The organism is Nocardioides sp. 503 (genome assembly GCF_004522095.1).
Taxonomy (GTDB): Bacteria; Actinomycetota; Actinomycetes; order Propionibacteriales; family Nocardioidaceae; genus Nocardioides.
Window position 1 is genome coordinate 604,488 of sequence record NZ_SPUI01000002.1, and the last position, 16,999, is coordinate 621,486.

At 72.9% G+C, this 16,999-nt stretch carries 15 protein-coding genes; 9 read left to right on the forward strand and 6 right to left on the reverse strand.

Annotated features, from left to right (window positions below; genetic code table 11):
* Positions 1–4: 4 nt before the first annotated feature.
* Positions 5–1,234, reverse strand: a complete 1,230-nt coding sequence (locus tag E4622_RS03935; RefSeq protein ID WP_134738748.1) for an oxygenase MpaB family protein — start codon at positions 1,232–1,234, stop codon at positions 5–7.
* 56 nt (positions 1,235–1,290) lie between these two features.
* Here E4622_RS03935 and E4622_RS03940 point away from each other — a divergent pair, with 56 nt between their 5' ends.
* Positions 1,291–2,139 carry an arylamine N-acetyltransferase gene (locus tag E4622_RS03940; RefSeq protein WP_167735967.1) on the forward strand — a complete coding sequence of 283 codons (849 nt, stop codon included), beginning with the start codon at positions 1,291–1,293 and terminating at the stop codon, positions 2,137–2,139.
* On the forward strand, positions 2,139–3,032 hold the full coding sequence (locus tag E4622_RS03945) for a hypothetical protein (protein WP_134738750.1): 894 nt from the start codon (positions 2,139–2,141) through the stop codon (positions 3,030–3,032). The genes E4622_RS03940 and E4622_RS03945 overlap by 1 nt, the downstream gene beginning before the upstream one ends.
* A 192-nt stretch (positions 3,033–3,224) precedes the next feature.
* On the opposite strand, the gene E4622_RS03950 is transcribed toward E4622_RS03945, so the two are convergent.
* Positions 3,225–4,244 carry a hypothetical protein gene (locus E4622_RS03950; RefSeq protein WP_134738751.1) on the reverse strand — a complete coding sequence of 340 codons (1,020 nt, stop codon included), beginning with the start codon at positions 4,242–4,244 and terminating at the stop codon, positions 3,225–3,227.
* Positions 4,245–4,675: 431 nt separating this feature from the next.
* On the opposite strand from E4622_RS03950, the gene mmuM reads away from it, so the two are divergent.
* The 4 genes from mmuM to E4622_RS03970 all read left to right on the forward strand — a co-directional run bounded on the left by mmuM (position 4,676) and on the right by E4622_RS03970 (position 9,547).
* Entirely contained in the window at positions 4,676–5,578 is a 903-nt protein-coding gene (gene mmuM, locus E4622_RS03955) for a homocysteine S-methyltransferase (protein ID WP_245155872.1), read from the forward strand.
* Positions 5,579–5,850: 272 nt separating this feature from the next.
* Positions 5,851–6,261 carry a hypothetical protein gene (locus E4622_RS03960; protein ID WP_134738753.1) on the forward strand — a complete coding sequence of 137 codons (411 nt, stop codon included), beginning with the start codon at positions 5,851–5,853 and terminating at the stop codon, positions 6,259–6,261.
* A 98-nt stretch (positions 6,262–6,359) separates the two neighbouring features.
* A complete protein-coding gene (locus E4622_RS03965; RefSeq protein WP_167735968.1) occupies positions 6,360–7,028 on the forward strand; it encodes an ABC transporter ATP-binding protein in 669 nt (222 codons plus the stop codon).
* On the forward strand, positions 7,025–9,547 hold the full coding sequence (locus E4622_RS03970; RefSeq protein WP_134738754.1) for a hypothetical protein: 2,523 nt from the start codon (positions 7,025–7,027) through the stop codon (positions 9,545–9,547). Before E4622_RS03965 ends, E4622_RS03970 begins: the two co-directional genes overlap by 4 nt.
* Before the next feature lie 21 nt (positions 9,548–9,568).
* Here E4622_RS03970 and glpK read toward each other — a convergent pair whose 3' ends face one another.
* Positions 9,569–11,041 carry a glycerol kinase GlpK gene (glpK, locus tag E4622_RS03975; RefSeq protein WP_134738755.1) on the reverse strand — a complete coding sequence of 491 codons (1,473 nt, stop codon included), beginning with the start codon at positions 11,039–11,041 and terminating at the stop codon, positions 9,569–9,571.
* Entirely contained in the window at positions 11,038–11,859 is an 822-nt protein-coding gene (locus tag E4622_RS03980) for a DUF1028 domain-containing protein (RefSeq protein ID WP_134738756.1), read from the reverse strand. The genes glpK and E4622_RS03980 overlap by 4 nt, the downstream gene beginning before the upstream one ends.
* 81 nt (positions 11,860–11,940) lie before the next feature.
* Between E4622_RS03980 and E4622_RS03985 the strand changes: the two genes are divergently transcribed.
* Genes E4622_RS03985 through E4622_RS03995 form a run of 3 tightly spaced genes read left to right on the forward strand, consistent with a single transcriptional unit; the run spans position 11,941 to position 14,974 of the window.
* Entirely contained in the window at positions 11,941–13,182 is a 1,242-nt protein-coding gene (locus tag E4622_RS03985) for an MFS transporter (protein ID WP_245155873.1), read from the forward strand.
* Positions 13,183–13,216: 34 nt separating this feature from the next.
* A complete protein-coding gene (locus E4622_RS03990) occupies positions 13,217–13,885 on the forward strand; it encodes a hypothetical protein (RefSeq protein ID WP_134738757.1) in 669 nt (222 codons plus the stop codon).
* Between the two features lie 60 nt (positions 13,886–13,945).
* The gene (locus tag E4622_RS03995; RefSeq protein WP_134738758.1) at positions 13,946–14,974 is read left to right on the forward strand and encodes a 6-phosphofructokinase; all 1,029 of its coding nucleotides are present in this window, start codon (positions 13,946–13,948) and stop codon (positions 14,972–14,974) included.
* Between the two features lie 6 nt (positions 14,975–14,980).
* Here the strand turns inward: E4622_RS03995 and E4622_RS04000 are convergent, their stop codons facing one another.
* Positions 14,981–16,393: an MFS transporter gene (locus E4622_RS04000; protein WP_134738759.1), complete on the reverse strand. Its 1,413-nt coding sequence runs from the start codon at positions 16,391–16,393 to the stop codon at positions 14,981–14,983.
* A complete protein-coding gene (locus tag E4622_RS04005; RefSeq protein WP_134738760.1) occupies positions 16,390–16,950 on the reverse strand; it encodes a TetR/AcrR family transcriptional regulator in 561 nt (186 codons plus the stop codon). The genes E4622_RS04000 and E4622_RS04005 overlap by 4 nt, the downstream gene beginning before the upstream one ends.
* Between the last annotated feature and the right edge of the window lie 49 nt (positions 16,951–16,999).

The following is a 16,999-nucleotide window of genomic DNA, read 5'->3' on the forward strand; positions in this document are numbered from 1 at the left end:
GGGCTCACGCCCCGCGAGCGGGGTGGGGCTTGCCGCCCGCGGGGGAGGCGTCGACGAGGTCGTGCTGCACGCCGTAGCGCGTGCGCAGCCGGAGCTCCTGCCGCTGGCGGTAGCGCTCGCCGAGGCGGCGCCGGGGCTCCAGCGTCCACGGCCGTCGGTCCAGCGCGCCGTTGGCGCGGGTCAGCACCGGACCGACCCGCTCCACGAGGCGCTTCGTGCGCGGCGCCTGCGGGATGCCGAGCTCGTCGGCGATCTCGTCGCCGAGGAAGATCCGCTCCAGGCCGTGGACCACCGGCGGCGCGAGCCGACGCAGACGGGCCGGGCGCGCGGGCAGCAGCTCCTCGATCTCGGGCACCAGGAAGTCGGCGTTGATGCTGCCGACGAGCTCGCGGCAGTAGGCGTCGACCGGCGGGCGCGTCAGCAGGTAGATCTCCTCGAGCCGCTCCTGCTCCGCGCGGTCGCGCGGCAGGAGCGCGGCGTCGATGCCGAGCAGGTGGCCGAGGTAGCGCCAGCGCGCGTAGGCGGCGGCCTCCTCGGCCGGGAGGTGCGGCGCCCCGATCGCGCGCATGCCGCGGACCGGGATCAGGCAGAACTCCACCAGCGTGTAGCCGAGGTAGGCCTGGCAGATAGGCACGCCCCACGCGGGTAGGTCCCAGGCAGGGTCCTCGCGCAGGGCGGCGCGCACCATCGCGTGGATGACCCGCACCCGCACGGTGAGCTCGAAGCCGGTGGAGAAGCGCTCCAGCCCGCCGCTGCCACTGACCGCGACGAGCCAGGAGCCGACCTCGATCGTGCGGGCGCCGGCGTTCTCGACGTAGCGCCCGGTCATCTCCAGCGGACGCGACGCCGCGGAGTTGGCGTAGCCGCTGACCAGCGAGGCGGCCCCGAGCACGATCCCGGACTGCCGGGTGTAGCGCCCGATGTAGGCGCTGTCGCGGTCGATGCGCTCGAGGTCGACCCAGTCGGGGACGTCGTCGAGCTGCGCGAACAGCGCCCGCAGCGAGTCCGGCGCGTCGCCCACCGCCTCGATGCCGTCGCGGCAGGCCGTCCTGAGCATCCGCATGGCGCGGCCGTGCCCGAGGCCCGCGACGTCGGCGACGAAGGCGTCCGCCAGCGGGTCGCCTGCCCACATCGCGTCGAAGTACGTCGCCGCGAACTCGCCGAAGCGCCGGTGCGCCTCGTCCACACGGCGCACGGTCGTCGGGAGTCCGGGCGGTGCGCTCTCGGCTGCCATCCGGCGAGCATAGGAGTCCGGAGCCCCGGGCGGGCCGACCGTCCTATGCTCGGCGGGTGCCGATCAGCGCCTACCTCCGGCGCCTGGGTGTCGACCAGGCCCTGCCGCCGACGCTGGAGTCGCTGCGCCTGCTTCACCGCCGGCACCTCGCGACGTTGCCCTACGAGAACCTCGGCATCATGCTCGCGCAGACCCCCTCGGTCGACCCCGAGTCGAGCCTGGAGCGCGTCGGCGAGGTCGGTCGCGCCGGCTACTGCCTGCACCAGAACGCCGTGCTGGAGCGGGTCCTGGTCGACCTCGGCTTCACGGTCGAGCGGCGCCACGGGCACGTGTGGACGCAGGAGGGCGACCGCGACAGCCCGGCCCTCAACCACCTGGCGCTGGTGGTCTCGGGGCTGCCGACGGACGACAACCGGGGCGGGCGCTGGTGGCCCGACGTCGGGCTGGGCGAGGGCTTCTGGGAGCCGCTGCCGCTGCTCGTGGGTGAGTACGCCGACGGGCCGTTCCGGTTCGCGATCACCGACGTCAGGCCGGACGGCTGGTCTTTCCGCAACGACCCGAGCGGCGCGTTCGTCGGCCTGGAGGTCACGAGCCGCCCGACCGACCCCGCGGCGGTCCTTGCGGCGCACGCGGTGCTGTCGACCCCGCCCGACGGCCCTTTCACCCGGCTGCTGGTGGTGCAGCGCCGCGACGAGGACGGCCTCGAGACGGTCCGTGGCTGCGTCGCCGGCCGCATCGACGCCTCCGGCCACCACACGAGGGACCTGACGACCTACGACGCCTGGCTGGCGGCGCTGGCGGCCATCGGGCTGTCGCTGGAGGGCTTCGAGGACGACGATCTGCGCGCGCTGTTCGAGCGCAGCCTGGCCGGCCACGAGCGCTGGGTCGCGGCGGGTCGGCCCTGATGGCCGACGACCTGCTCGAGATCGCCGACGAGCTCTACGCCCTGGCGCTGCCCGACTTCACGCCCGCTCGCGACGCCCGCGCCAAGGCGCTCAAGGGCACCGACCTCGCCGCGCCCGTCAAGGCACTGAAGAAACCCTCGCTCGCAGCCTGGGTCGTCAACCTGCTGGTGCGGCGCGACGGCGAGCAGGTGGAGCGGATCCTCGAGGTCGGGGCGTCCCTTCGCGAGGCGCAGGCCGCGATGTCGGGCGACGACCTGCGGGCGCTGACCCGCCAGCGGCGCCAGGTGACCGCGGCGATCACCCAGCAGGCGCGGTCGCTGGCGTCGGAGGCCGGCGTGAAGGTGACCTCCGCGGTCAGCGACCAGGTCGAGGCCACCCTCACCGCGGCGATGCTCGACGAGCGGTGCGCCGAGGCCGTGCGCAGCGGGCTGCTCGTCACCGCGCTGTCCTCGACCGGCGTGGGGGAGACCGACCTCAGCGGCGCGGTCGCGCTCCCCGAGGCACTGGGCTTCACGGCGAGCCAGGTCGAGGAGGCCCCACCCCCGGGCCGCCCCGAGCTGCACGTCGTACCCGACCCGGAGGCGGATGCCAAGGCCCTCGCCGCCGCGCAGGAGGCCCTGGACGCGGCCGACGAGGAGTTGTCCGAGGTCCAGGCCGCCTACGACGAGGCGGTCGGCGACGTCGAGCGGCTGGAGGCCCGCTCGATGCAGGTCCAGGCCGAGATCGACGAGCTCAAGCGAAAGCTCGCCGAGCTCGAGGAGACCTCCGAAGAGGTCGACGAGGAGCTCGAGGGCGCCGAGGAGACCAAGTCGGAGGCCCAGGACGCGCTCGACGAGGCGACCAAGGCCAGGGACAAGGTCGCGAAGCGGCTCGACCGGCTTCAGCCGGACTAGGCGTTGCCTCCATGTGGTGCTGACTGAGGGGCGATCTCAGTCGCTTCTGCCTGAGTTCGCATACGACCAGGGGACTCTGGCTGGATCGACGGCGACGAGATCGGCCGCGGCCACCGCCACTGCGACGACGGTACGGACGTGTGTGCGAACCCGAGCCCGGGTGATGGACATCATCGAGGACTCACTGCCTTCTCACTTCCGCTTCACCTTGAACTTGACGACCAGGGGCGTCGGGTCCGAGAGACCCGTCGAGGGGTCGACCGCCGTGACGGTCACGACGTGCTTTCCGGGCTTGTAGCGCTTGCGGAACGGCGACGCACACGTCTTGACCGACCGCTTGTCGACCTTGCAGCGGAAGGTCGATCCGGGCACGGACGACCTGAACCTCAGCGTCACGGTGCGCTTGCTCATCTTCTTCTTCGTGATCCCGACCAGCCTGGTGTCGGGCCGCGGAACGGCGGGGGTGGGCGTCGTGGTCGGGCTCGGACTCGTGGTCGGGCTGGGCGTCGGGCAGGGGGTCTGCTGGGTCGACAGGGTCGGGCAGAGATCCTGGGTGACGTCGCCATAGCCGTCGCCGTCCGCGTCGGGCTCCAGCTGAGCCGCGAGATTGGCTGCGTACTGGTTCTCCGAGGGGGCACCGGTGAAGTCTGCGACGGCACCGTCGGTCTCCGGGTTGAAGTCCGACGCGGGGAGCGCGCTCGCTGCGTACCCGTTGATGGTGGCCACGTAGCACCACGACTTGGTGCCGGCCGGGCTGAGCACCTGCAGCGCGATCCGATCGCCGGGCTGGACGGTGATCCGCGTCGCGATGGCGACGATCGCAGGCCCGGACGCCTGACCGACCGCGCTCCGACCGACCACGGTGTACTGGTCGGCTGCCCCGGTGGGGCGGAGCACGAGGCCACGGGCGCTGGTGTCGGACTGGTAGGTGCTGAACGAGGTGATCACACCCGGCGCATGCGCCGTGTAGTCGACGCCCCCCGCGGGCCAGGTGCTCTGGATGATCGTCGGGTGTGCGCCGGACTCATCGCAGCGGATCCCTCCGTTGGTGACCTGGCCGATGGTGCTGGCGGTCGCGGCGTCGGCGCGGCCACCAGGCCCGGCGTCATCGTGGGAGGAGGCAGTCGCCGCGACCGGAACGGCCACGACTGCGGCCAGGAGGACGGTGGCCAGGACGGGATGGGGGAATCGCGCCAACGCTGAAGAGGACACGTCTTTCAACCTAACGAGAGATGTCGGCGGCCGGGATGGCCCTGACCGTGAAGTAGCAGCTGGTGACGCCACCGAGCCCGGCGTCGACGTAGGAGTTGCCCGCCACCGGGCTGGATCTCACCGGGGTGGTCGACTGTCCGCCGGCCCTGGTGCCCCGATGGGCGTTGCGGCCGGACGACGACATGCTTGCTCCCAAGATCGCGGATCCTCTCGTCATCCCTGGTCTCGGCTAGTCGCCGAGTGGAACGTGTCCGAAGCCTGATGGTCTTCCCAGGTGCCACCCCAACCTGTGCAAGACGCTCATTCTCATCGTTACGAGGTTCTCATGTCAATGGCTGTTGATGGAACGTCAGACGTTCTCCGACTGGTGCCACCGGCCCTGTCGGTGCGGTTCCCGGTGGCCCGCGGACCACGTGCTGCAGACTGGGACGGTGTCGCGGTTCGACGAGGTCCTCAAGCGCAACGTGGTCATCCTCGACGGGGGCATGTCCAACGCCCTGGAGGAACGAGGTCACGACCTCGCCGACGACCTCTGGACCGCGCGGCTGCTCCGTGACGAGCCCGCTGAGATCGTCGCGGTGCACCGCGCGTACTTCGAGGCGGGCGCCGACGTCGCGACGACCGCCAGCTACCAGGCGAGCATCCCGGGCCTGGTCCGTGCCGGGCTCTCCGAGGAGACGGCCGCCGGCATGATCAGGAGCAGCGTCCACCGGGCCCGGGAGGCGGCGGACGAGGTCGCCGCGTCGACCGGGCGCGAACTCCTGGTGGCAGCGTCCGTCGGGCCCTACGGCGCCGCGCTGGCGGACGGCTCCGAGTACCGCGGTCGGTACGGCGTCTCCGCGGCCACCCTCCGCGACTTCCACGCGCCGAGGCTCGAGCTCCTCGCCTCGGCGGCTCCGGACCTGCTGGCGGTCGAGACCGTCCCGGACCTCGACGAGGCGGAGGTGCTGGTGCCGCTGCTGGACGAGCTCGGCGTGCCGGCGTGGTTCTCCTACTCCGTCAGCGACGGCGAGACGCGCGCCGGCCAGCCGCTGCAGGAGGCCTACGGAGTCCTCGCCGACAGCACGGCGGTCCGCGCCGTCGGGGTCAACTGCTCCGCGCCCGCCGACGTCCTCGCCGCCATCGAGACCGCGGTCTCGGTCACGGGCAAGCCCGGTGTCGCCTATCCCAACCGCGGCGAGGAGTGGGACGCGACGTCCAGCTCGTGGGCGGGTCAGGGCTCCTTCGACCTCGCGCTCGCCACCGCCTGGGTGGACGCGGGGGCACGCCTGATCGGTGGCTGTTGCCGGGTCGGACCCACGGACATCGCACGACTGGCAGGCATGCTGCGCTGAGGTGTTCGATCCCGCGGTCGGCGACGTCGCGGGACCGGACATCCTGCGACCGCTCGGAAGCGACGTCAGGATGTCCTTGACAAGACGGGGGTGAGCGGACATCGTGAGCCGCCTCGGACACGCGGTTCTCGGGCCAGGTGGTTCCCACGATCCGTTCTTCGAGCGCGTGACCACCGCTCCCCACGATCGCCGGCCCGGCACCTCGCCGACGACCCCTGTCTCCGCGCGCGGAGATCCCTCGTCCTACCCGGCATCGAACGAACGGAACGACCATGACCCGGAACACCCCCTACCTGTCACTCGGAGTGGCTGCCGCGATGAGCGTCGGCGTCCTGGGATTCGCCATCCCCGCCCTCGCCGCGCCAGGCGTCGCCCGTGCGGAGAGCTGTGCCAACAACCGCACCTGCACCTACGCGGGCGGCACCAACCATGACGGCGGCGCCTACAACACCCTGCTCACGGTGCGCACCCCCGGAACGGGCCTGGCCAACATGGACCCGGGTCTGCGCAACCGTCTGTCGTCGTGGAAGAACACCTCCGGGACGGGAGCCCGCTTCTTCTACGGCCTCAGCGGCAACGGCAACTGCGTCTCGATGTTCGCCAACGACCAGGCGTCCGCCTCGGCGAGCAACCCGGACGACAACCAGGCCGAGTCGCACTCCTACACCAACCGGTGCACCTGATCGAATGATGCTGCGGCGGGCGGCCTGGCCGGCCGCCCGTCACGGCACCGCAGGGTCGTGGCAGTCCGTCGCCCACTGTCACCAGCCTAGGAGTCGAGATGACCGCCCGCCTGGACCACGTCTCGAAGGACTTCAGGCTCGGCGACGAGACCATCACCGCGGTCGACGACATCAGCATGCACGTCCGAGCCGGCGAGTTCGCCTGTCTCTACGGCGCCAGCGGGTCCGGGAAGACGACCCTGCTCCACATCCTCGCGGGCATCGAGCAGGCCGACTCGGGCACGGTCGAGGTGGCGGGGGTCTCGCTGTCCGGTGAGTCCGAGCGCACGCGCGCCGACGTCCGCCTGCGCCACGTCGGGGTCATCTTCCAGTCCAACAACCTGCTCCCTGAGTTCTCGGCGCGCGAGAACGTCGCGTTGCCGCTGATGGTCCGGGGGAGGGGTCGTGACGAGTCGATGACGGAGGCGTCGGCGGCGCTGGAGGCCGTCGGGCTGACCGGGCTCGACGACCGGTTCCCCGCGCACATGTCGGGTGGTCAGCGCCAGCGCGTCGGCATCGCGCGCGCCCTGGCCGGGAAGCAGCAGGTGCTGATCGCCGACGAGCCGACGGGCGCGTTGGACTCCGACACCTCCAAGCACCTGTTCACGCTGATGCGGGACCTGAGCGACGCGCACGGCGTCACGATCATCCTGGCCACGCACGACCCGCTGGCGCGCGACTTCGCCGACGTGGTGCACCACATCGTCGACGGGAGGCTGTCACCGTGAGCGGCTCACGGTCCGCCTCGGCCCCCCTCGTCGCCGGCGAGGTCCTGGCCCGAGGCTGGCTCCGCACGCCGGCCTCCCGCCGCTCGCTCACCGTCGTGACGCTGGTCTTCGCGATCTTCGCGGCGGTGGTGATCTGCGTCAGCGCCTTCCTGCCGACCAGCGAGCAGCTGGCCGAGAAGGAGTTCGGTCGCTACGACGCCGGCGTCTTCGCGAACGTCGACGTCGGAGATCTCGACGCCGGTGGCACGAGCCGCATCCAGGACCGGGTGCGCGCCGTGGCGCCGGGCGCCCACGTCCTCATCGAGACCGACGCGCTCCGCCCGGACCACCTCGCCAAGCGCTTCGTGCAGGCTCCCCTGAGCGTCCTGCGCTACGCCGAGGATCCCAACCTGCGCGAGGCGTTCCCCGGTCGGTACACGCTGCAGGACGGCAGGTGGCCGAGTGCGCCGGGGGAGGTGGCGGTCTCGCCCGAGCTGCTGGAGTCCCTCGGCGACCCCGACTCGTTCACGGTGCTGTCGGGTCGCGTCTCCTTCGACCTCGTCGGGGTTGTCGAGGACGCCTTCGCCAAGAAGGACGACACGATCGTGGCTGCGCCCGGCACCTGGGAGTCGATCCCTCCGGCGAGACCCGGGCGGGCGGCAGGACCCACCGAGGCAAAGCTCCGCGTCCTCGTCGAGGACACCAGCACCGTCCCCGCCATCAGCGACCTGTTGGCCGAGGCCCTGCCGCCGTTGCCGAAGGAGCAGGGCGACCGCTCCGGCTACATCCAGGAGAGCCGGCAGACCCGTGACGACGTCGCGCGACGCGACGTGCCCACGTTCGGCGCCGACGAGGCGGTCGTCTCCTACCTCCCGCTCCTGCTCCTGGTCCTGGTGGTCTCGTCCTTGGTGGTGGCGCAGGTCCGGCCCGCCACCCGGCGTACCGCGAACCGCTTGACGGCGGTCGGGGTGAGGCGGGTGTGGGTGACGGCGCCGCACCTCCTCGTGATCGCCGCGACGATGACCCTGGCGGTCACCGTCGGACTGGTCCTGGGGTGGTTGGCCGCGCTGGCACTGCGAGCGACCGTCCTGCCGGGGCTCGCGGAGCAGACGCTCTCGCCGGTGCCGCGGCTGGACCGGACCACGGTCGCGGTCGCGGCCATGTGCGTGGTGCTGGTCGCGGCCGGCACGTCGTGGCCCGAGCCGACCTCCGAGCGCGGTCGGCTCACCGCCGTGCGCCGCGCGCTCTCCGGGCTCCGGCTCGGGTTGCTCCGGCGGGTGGCCGTCGTCCTGCTCGGCGTGGGAGCCCTCCAGGTCGGGAGCAGCAGGGCCACGTCGGTGCGGGCCTCCTACCTGGCGCTGGCGGCCGTCATCCTCGTGACGCCCGACCTCCTCAGGATCGTGGTGAGGACGATGCCGCGGAGATCGCCGCGATGGTGGGTCGCGCGGCGGCTGATCGAGTCCGACGTGTCCCGTCAGGCGCTCGCCGCCGGAGTCGTGGCCTGTTGCATCGCCGTGCCGGTCCTGGTGGCCACGCAGCTGGCCAGCCAGAAGGCGAGCGATGCGACGTTCACCTTCAGCCGGGTTCCGGCCGGCCAGATCTGGGTGCAGAGCGACAGCGGCGCGGGAGACGTCACGGGAGCGGCCGACGCCATCAGGAGCGTCCCCGGCATCGGGCGCCCGGTCGCGATCCGAGGGCTGCGCAGCGAGGACGACACCCTCGCGGCCTTCTTCACCCGTGCGCCGGCCGCCGGACGCACGAGCCTCAACATCATGGTGGTCGACACGGTCGCCGACGTGAGGCGGGTCATCGGCGACGAGGTGTCCGCGACCGGCGAGGCGACCCTCGAGGACGGCGGAGTCCTGGACTTCACCGGGGCCGGCGGGAGGCAGCGGCTGGAGGTCATCTCTCCCACGGGCGCACGGGCGCTGCGGACCGCGCCGCTGCCGACGCTGGGTGTCGCGCTGCCGATCGCGCTGCGGGCGAACTTCGGCGGTGCCATCCTGCGCGCGAGCGCCGAGGACCTCGGCCTGCCGGTCAGCGCGCCGAGCCGCTACGTGTTCGCGGACGTCTCCCCGCACGTCACCGCCGAGGCGGCCGCGGCAGCCGTTGCGGCGGGCTACGACGGCAACTTCGTCCAGTACGCCGTCGAGCCGCCCGAGCCCACCCTGCCGACGACGGCCTACGTGTTCCTCGCGGCCCTCGTCCTCGGTGGCTTCGCGGTCCTGGTCACGATCATCCGCGCCCAGGGGCGACGGGTGCGCAGCTACCTGGCCCGCCTGGTCGCACTCGGCCTGGGCACGCGCTGGGCGGTCTCGCTCCTCGGCATCCAGGCGGCGCTGATCGTCGCCGTCGGCGTCGTGGCGGGAGTCGGCGCCGGGGTCCTGGGCATCCGCGTGGCGTCGGCGACCTATGCCGTCACGCTCGTGCCCGCGGTCCCCATCGCCATCGCGTGTGCCGCCACGGCGGTGGCGGCCCTGCTGGCCACCGGCTCGGCGGTGCGCACGGTCACGGCGGTGGAGGGCGCCGAGGTCGGCTAGGGGTGCTGCTCGGCCGGTGAGCTACGTCGTCGCCCAGCCCTTGGAGCGCTCGACGGCGTCCTTCCAGCGGACGTGGGCGGCGTCGGCGGGTCCTCGGTCGGAGGTGGGCTCGAAGCGCCGGTCCAGCCGCCAGGTGTCGCGCAGCTCGTCGGTGGAGGACCACACGCCGGTCCCGAGGCCGGCGAGGAACGCGGCGCCCAGCGCCGTGGTCTCCACGAGCGTCGGGCGCTCGACCGGGACCCCGAGCTGGTCGGCCTGGATCTGGCACAGCAGGTCGTTGGCGGCCGCGCCGCCGTCGACGCGCAGCGAGGCGCGGGCCGGCATGGTGTCCAGGACGTCGCGGACCTCGAAGGCGATCGCCTCGAGCGTCGCGCGCACGAGGTGGGCGCGTGAGGTGCCGCGGGTGATGCCGATGATCATGCCGCGGGCGTGCGGGTCCCAGTGGGGCGCGCCGAGGCCGGTCAGAGCCGGCACGAAGACGACGCCCTCGCTGTCGGGCACGGTGGCCGCTATCGCCGCGGTCTCCGCGGCCGAGCCGACGATCTGGAGCCCGTCGCGCAGCCACTGCACGGCCGCGCCGGTCACGAAGATCGCGCCCTCGAGGGCGTAGGTCAGCTCGCCGTCGGGGGAGCGCCACGCGGCCGTCGAGAGCAGGCCGGCGTCGGAGCGCTGCAGCGTGGTCCCGGTGTTGGTGAGGATGAACGACCCGGTGCCGTAGGTGCACTTGGAGTCACCCTCGTCGAAGCACGTCTGCCCGAAGAGCGCCGACTGCTGGTCGCCCGCGATGCCCGCGATCGGCAGCTCGAGGTCGAGGAACGAGCGGGGGTCGGTCGTCGCGATGTCGCCCCAGCTGGGCACCAGCTCGGGCAGGGCGTCGCGCGGCACGCCGAAGAGCGAGCACAGCTCGTCGGACCAGTCGCCGGTGGTGAGGTCGAAGAGCAGGGTCCGGCAGGCGTTGGAGACGTCGGTGACGTGCTCGAGGCCGCGGGTCATGCGGGCGATGAGGTAGGAGTCGACGGTGCCGACGGCGTAGCGCCCGGACTCGACCAACCCCCACGTGCGCGGCTCGTTCTCGGCCAGCCACATCAGCTTGGTGCCCGAGAAGTACGGGTCCAGCCGCAGGCCCGTCAGCTCGGCCACCCGGTCCTCGTGACCGGCGTCGCGCAGCCGCCCGCAGATGTCCGCCGTACGACGGTCCTGCCACACGATCGCGCGCCGGGGGGAGCCGAGGGTCTCGCGGTCCCAGAGCAGGATCGTCTCGCGCTGGTTGGTGATGCCGATGCCGGTCAGCTCCGAGACGTCGACCTGCTTCAGGGCGTCGCGCGTGGCCTCGAGCGTCGACTGCCAGATCTCCTCCGGCGCGTGCTCGACCCAGCCGGGCCTCGGGAAGTGCTGGGCGAACTCCTGGTAGCCCTTCGCCGCGATCCGCCCGTCGGGCGTGACGACGACCGCGGTGACCCCGGTGGTGCCGGCGTCGATCGCGAGGATGCTCACCCCGCCTCGCCCCGCACGATGTCCAGGATCCGCTGGTCGATCCAGGACAGGTCGCCGGCGACGCGCATCTCGTAGTTCTCGGTGCCGACCCAGGTGTGGAAGTCTGCCAGCCCGGCGGCGCGCGCGAAGGACTCGAGCTCGGCCTCCAGCTCCGCGGTCACCGGCACGCGCTCCTCCTCCGTGGAGGCGGTGAGGTAGAGATCGTTGAGGTCGAGCAGGCGCGTCAGCTCGTCGACGGGCGCGGGGTGGTCGTCGACCCGCAGGTCCACGGCGATGTCGTCGAGGCCGCCGTAGCCGGCGCCCTCGCGCACGACGAGCAGCGCGGCCGACTGCCGTCCCCGCTTGTCGCCGCCGGCGGCGTCGCCGGCGGCCAGCGCCAGCAGCAGCCGCTGGGCCAGCGGGGCGTCGTCGTCGGAGGCCTGCCAGGCCAGCTCCATGGCCTCCACCACGTCGGCCCCGGCCAGGCAGTTGCCCTGGATCGCGTAGTCCTGGCCGGTCGACCCGCCGGCCCACTCGATGCACGCATGGCCGGTGTGGGAGGCGGCGTTGCCGTCCACGTCGACGATGCCGACCTGACGGTGGTCGCGGCCGTCGTCCTCCTCCAGCAGTCGCTGCAGGGCGACGTCCGCGGTGGCGCCCTCGTCGAGGTGGGCCAGCGCGATGCCCTTGTAGGCGACGTTGGCGTCGGCCTGGGTGGCGATGGCGCCGACCTGGGCGACGGCGGCGGGCACGGCGGCGCCCACCGCGAGGAACTTGGAGGCCACCGCCACCCCCCAGGACTCACCGTCGGCGGAGCGGGCCACGATCGAGAAGGTCATGCGCGTGACTTTAGCCACCGGGGATGGCCGGGTCCGATAACCGCTTGCCCTCAACCGCGGTTGAAGAAGGAGGATGCTCGGGTGCTGCAACGTCTCGGGTTCCCCGCCGTCGGCGACCACCGACGGTTCGTCACCGCCCTCGCGATCGACGCGATGGGCAGTGGCGTCTTCATGCCCGTCTCGATGCTCTACTTCCTCGTCACCACCGACCTCACCCTGGTGCAGGTCGGCGGGGCGATCTCGCTGGCCAGCCTGGTCGCGCTCCCGGCGGGCCCGCTGATCGGCTCGGTGGTCGACCGCGTCGGCGCCAAGCGGGTGCTGCTGGCCGGCAACGCGCTGCAGGCCGTCGGCTTCGCCGCCTACCTCGTGGCCGACTCCTTCGCCGTCGTCACGCTCTGGACCGTGGTCGTCACCGTCGGCCGCACCGCCTTCTGGGGCTCCTTCGGCAACATCGTCGCCGCCATCTCGGCGCCGGGGGAGCGGGAGAAGTGGTTCGGCTTCCTCGGCGCCCTGCGCAACGTCGGCTTCGCGGTCGGCGGCCTCGTCGCAGGCGCGGCCATCACGATCGGCACCCCGTCGGCCTACGCCGCCGTGGTGGTCGCCAACGCCGCGTCGTACGCCGTCGCGCTGGCGCTGCTGCTGGCCGTGCCCGCCACCCACCGCGGTACGGCGGTCAGCGCCGAGCCGGGCTCGTGGGCGGTGGTCCTGCGCGACCGTCCCTACCGCGTGCTGTTCTGGGGGCAGCTGGCCTACTCGACGTCGATGATGGCGCTCAACTTCGCGTTGCCGGTCTACGCCACCGAGGTGCTGGGGCTCGCGGGCTGGGTGACCGGGGCGATCTTCACGCTCAACACGATCATGGTCGGCTTCGGCCAGGGGCTGGTGGTCCGCGGGCTGACCGGCCGGGTGCGCTGGCGGGTGCTGATGGCGGCCAACGCGACGTTCGCCGCGTCGTTCGTGGTGCTGCTGGGGGCCAGCCGGCTCTCCGCCGTGCTCGCGACGGTGGTCGTGCTGGTCGGCTCGGTCGTCTACACCGTCGGCGAGCTCCTCGGCGGGCCGGTGCACGGCGCCCTGTCCGCGGAGGCGGCTCCCGAGCACCTGCGCGGCCGTTACCTCTCGCTGATCCAGCTCGCGTGGAACGGGTCGGGTGCCGTCGCCCCGGTCGGCATCGCCTGGCTCCTCGACCGGGGGTCGGAGCCCGTGTGGCTGGCGTTCCTCGCGATCGCCCTGGTGGGCATGGCGTGCGCCGCCCGGCTGGGCGCCGTCATGCCGCGGGCCGCCGACCGCGTGACCAACGCGGCCGAGGAGCCGCAGGCCGCCTGAGGTTCAAGTCCGGCGCGCGGGGCAGGATGCCCCCGTGCTCAACGACCTCGCGCGGCAGACCCGCACCATGCTCTTCCTCCAGATGCTGGGGCCGGCGATCGCGATGGGGTCCTTCTTCGGCATCTCCGGCGAGCACTGGGGCGTGGTCATCACGCTGTTCTGCCTCGGCCTGCTCGTCACCGTCGGCTGGGGCGTCGGCGTCCTCGTCTGGAGCCGGCGCACCGACCGTGCCCTCAAGGCCACCCTGGCGCGCGCCGGGGCGGAGCTCGTGACCGGGCGGGTGACCGGGGTCCCCGCCGCCGGGAGGGTGGCCCGCCGCCGGATCGCGGCCAAGCACCCGTCGTACCTCGCCACCACGCCGCAGCCGATCCCGGCGCCGTCGGTGGTCCTGGTCGTGACGGCGCTGGCGTCCGACGGCCCGCGCCGCGTCGCCGCGCTGGTGCCGGCGACGATCGGCCTGGAGTCTCGCAAGGCGCCGGTGGCGGTCCTGCTCCACCCGGACGAGCGCGAGGCCGCGGTGCTCGACGACCGGGTCACGCCCGAGCAGCTCGCCGCCATCGGCGGCGACCCCCGGTGGGCCTCCGCGGACCTGCCCACCGACCGCACGGTCGGCGGCGGCTACCTGCCGATGCTCGGCGCGGCGCTCCTCGGGGTCGCCGCGGGCCTCGGTCTCGACCTGCTGGTGGTCGCGCTCGCCACCTGAGCCACCGACTCACTAGGGTGTGGGACGTCCACTGTGAACGTTCCAAACCAGGAGGTCCCCATGCGCGTCGGAGTGCTCACCGGAGGCGGCGACTGCCCCGGGCTCAACGCGGTGATCCGCGCCGTCGTCCGCAAGGGGGTCCGCACCCACGGCTTCGAGTTCGTCGGGTTCCGTGACGGCTGGAAGGGCCCGCTCGAGGGCCTGACCATGGAGCTCGGCATCGAGCAGTGCCGCGGCATCCTGCCTCGCGGCGGCACGATCCTGGGCTCCTCGCGCACCAACCCGTTCAAGATCGAGAACGGCGTGGAGCGCATCAAGGACAACCTCGCCGAGCACGGCGTCGACGCGCTGGTCGCCATCGGCGGCGAGGACACCCTCGGCGTGGCCACCAAGCTCGCCGACCTCGGCGTCCACGTGGTCGGCGTGCCCAAGACCATCGACAACGACCTGTCCGGCACCGACTTCACGTTCGGCTTCGACACCGCGGTCAACATCGCGACCGAGGCCATCGACCGGCTCCACACCACCGCCGAGTCGCACCACCGCGTCCTCGTCGTCGAGGTCATGGGCCGCCACGCGGGCTGGATCGCGCTGCACTCGGGCATCGCCGGCGGCGCCAGCGCCGTGCTCATCCCCGAGCAGCCCTTCGACATCGAGCAGCTCTGCGCCAACGTCGAGGCGCGCTTCGAGACCAGCTACGCGCCGATCATCGTGGTCTCCGAGGGCGCGGTGCCGGCCGCGGGCGGCGACATGACGCTGGTGTCGGGTGAGAAGGACGCGTTCGGCCACGTCCGCCTCGGCGGCATCGGCGACCGGATCGCCGGTGAGATCGAGCAGCGCACCGGCAAGGAGGCCCGCGCGGTCGTCCTGGGCCACGTGCAGCGGGGCGGCACGCCCACGGCGTTCGACCGCTGGCTCGCGACGCGCTTCGGCCTCCAGGCCATCGACGCGGTCGCCGACGGCGACTGGGGCACGATGATGGCGCTGCGCGGCACCAAGATCATCCGGGTGCCCCTGAGCGAGGGCACCGCCGAGCTCAAGCTGGTCAGCCCGGAGGAGTACGCCGAGGCGCAGGTCTTCTTCGGCTGAGCCCGATCAGTGCTCGACCGCTGACAGGTCCAGGTCGCGGGGCGTCAGCACCGCGACCAGGCCGGCGACCGCGAGCATCGCCAGCCCTCCGGCGAGGCCCACGCGGGAGAGGGCCTCGCTGAGGGTGGCCGGGCCCAGCCCGGCCGTGGTGGCGATGCTGCCCAGGATCGCCACGCCGAGCACGGCGCCGATCTCGTAGCTGGACTCCTCGAGGACGGCGGCGCTGCCGGCCTGGTCGAGCGGCGCGCCGGCCATGATCACCGCGGACCCGACGGCCAGCGAGGCCAGGCCGAGGCCGACCAGGCTCAGGGCGACGGCCACCCCGGGGTAGCCCAGCGGCTGGGGGAGCACGGTCAGCAGCAGCAGCCCCGCCGAGCCGACCACGAGGCCGCCGGCAAGCACCGCACGGGCGCCGATGCGTGCGGCGAGCGCGGGCGCGAACGGCCCGGCGATGACGCCACCGGCCGCCATCGGCAGCAGCGCGACCCCGGCGCGCAGCGGGCGGTAGCCCTCGGACAGCTGCAGCCACTGGGCGACCAGCAGCAGCAGCCCCGCCATCGCGAAGCTGGTCACCAGCGCGGTGACCACGCCGGCGCTGAACGCGCGCCCCTGGAACAGGCGCAGCTCCAGCATGGGCGCGGCGACGGTCAGGCAGCGGCGTACGAACACCGCCAGCGCGACCACGGCCACCACGGCCACGAGGACCGTGTCGGTCTCTGGGCCGTGCTTGCCGAGCTGCTTGATCGCGTGCACCAGCGCGACCATCCCGAGCATCGACGAGACGAGGGTGATCGCGTCCAGCCGCCCGGGGCGCGCGGAGCGGCTCTCCGGCAGCAGCAGCAGCGAGGCGACCACGGCGACGACCATCACGGGCACGTTGAAGAGGAACGCCGAGTGCCAGCTGAACCGCTCCAGCAGCGCGCCCCCGACGATCGGGCCGAGCGCGCCGCCGACCGCGGCGACCGAGCCCCAGACGCCCAGCGCCGTCGCGCGCTCGCGCGGGTCGGAGAAGAGGGTGCGGATCAGCGACAGGGTCGAGGGCATGATCATCGCGCCGCCGGCGCCCAGGAAGGCACGGACGGCGATGACCTCGCCGGGGCTGTCCGCGACGAGCACGAGCAGCGAGGCCAGGGCGAACACGCTGAAGCCGGCCACCAGCATCCGGCGCCGGCCCCAGCGGTCGCCGAGCGAGCCGGCCGCGACCAGCAGCCCCGCGAGCACGAGCGGGTAGGCGTCGACCATCCACAGCAGCTCGACCGACGACGGACGCAGGTCCGCTGACATGTCGGGCAGGGCGAGGTTGAGGATGGTCATGTCCATGACCACCACGAGCAGGCTCGCGGACAGCACGGCCAGGCCGGCCCAGCGGCGCCGCACCGAGGGCGCCTGCTCGCCGGTGTCGGGAAGGACGGCGCTCATCGGGCACCCGCTCCGTCCAGGAACGTCGAGACCACCAGGTCGGCCATCGCGTTCGGCGCCACGTCGCCCGCCTGCAGCGCCTCGCGCGAAGCGATGAGCAGCCCGTAGGTGGTGTGGCTGAGCCACACCGCCGGGACGTCACGCCGTACGACGCCCGCCTCCTGCGCCGCGCGGAAGAACGCGACCTCGAGCTCCTGGAGCTGCGCCATGCGGGAGGCCAGGTCGGGCTGGGACAGCATGCACGGGTCGGTCAGGGCGTAGGCGAAGTCCTCCGCGTCCTGGACGAACGCGGCCAGCATCGTGCGCAGGCAGGCCTCGATCCGCGCCGCGTCGCCCGACGCGGCCGCGCCGGACATGTCGACCTCCGCCTGCCCGCGCTCCCAGCGGTCCAGGGACCGCTGCGCGATCTCGTGCACGAGCGCCTCGCGGCTGGCGAAGTGGCGGTGCAGGGTGGCGCGCCCGATGCCGATGGCGCCGGCCACCTCGGTCAGGGAGGCGGTGGGGTCGGCGTTGAGGCATCGAAGGGCCGCGTCCAGGACCTCGTCGCGGGTCTGCATGGGGGATCCGATCTGGGACAGGCGTGGCTCAATTGAGACATCAGTGTCT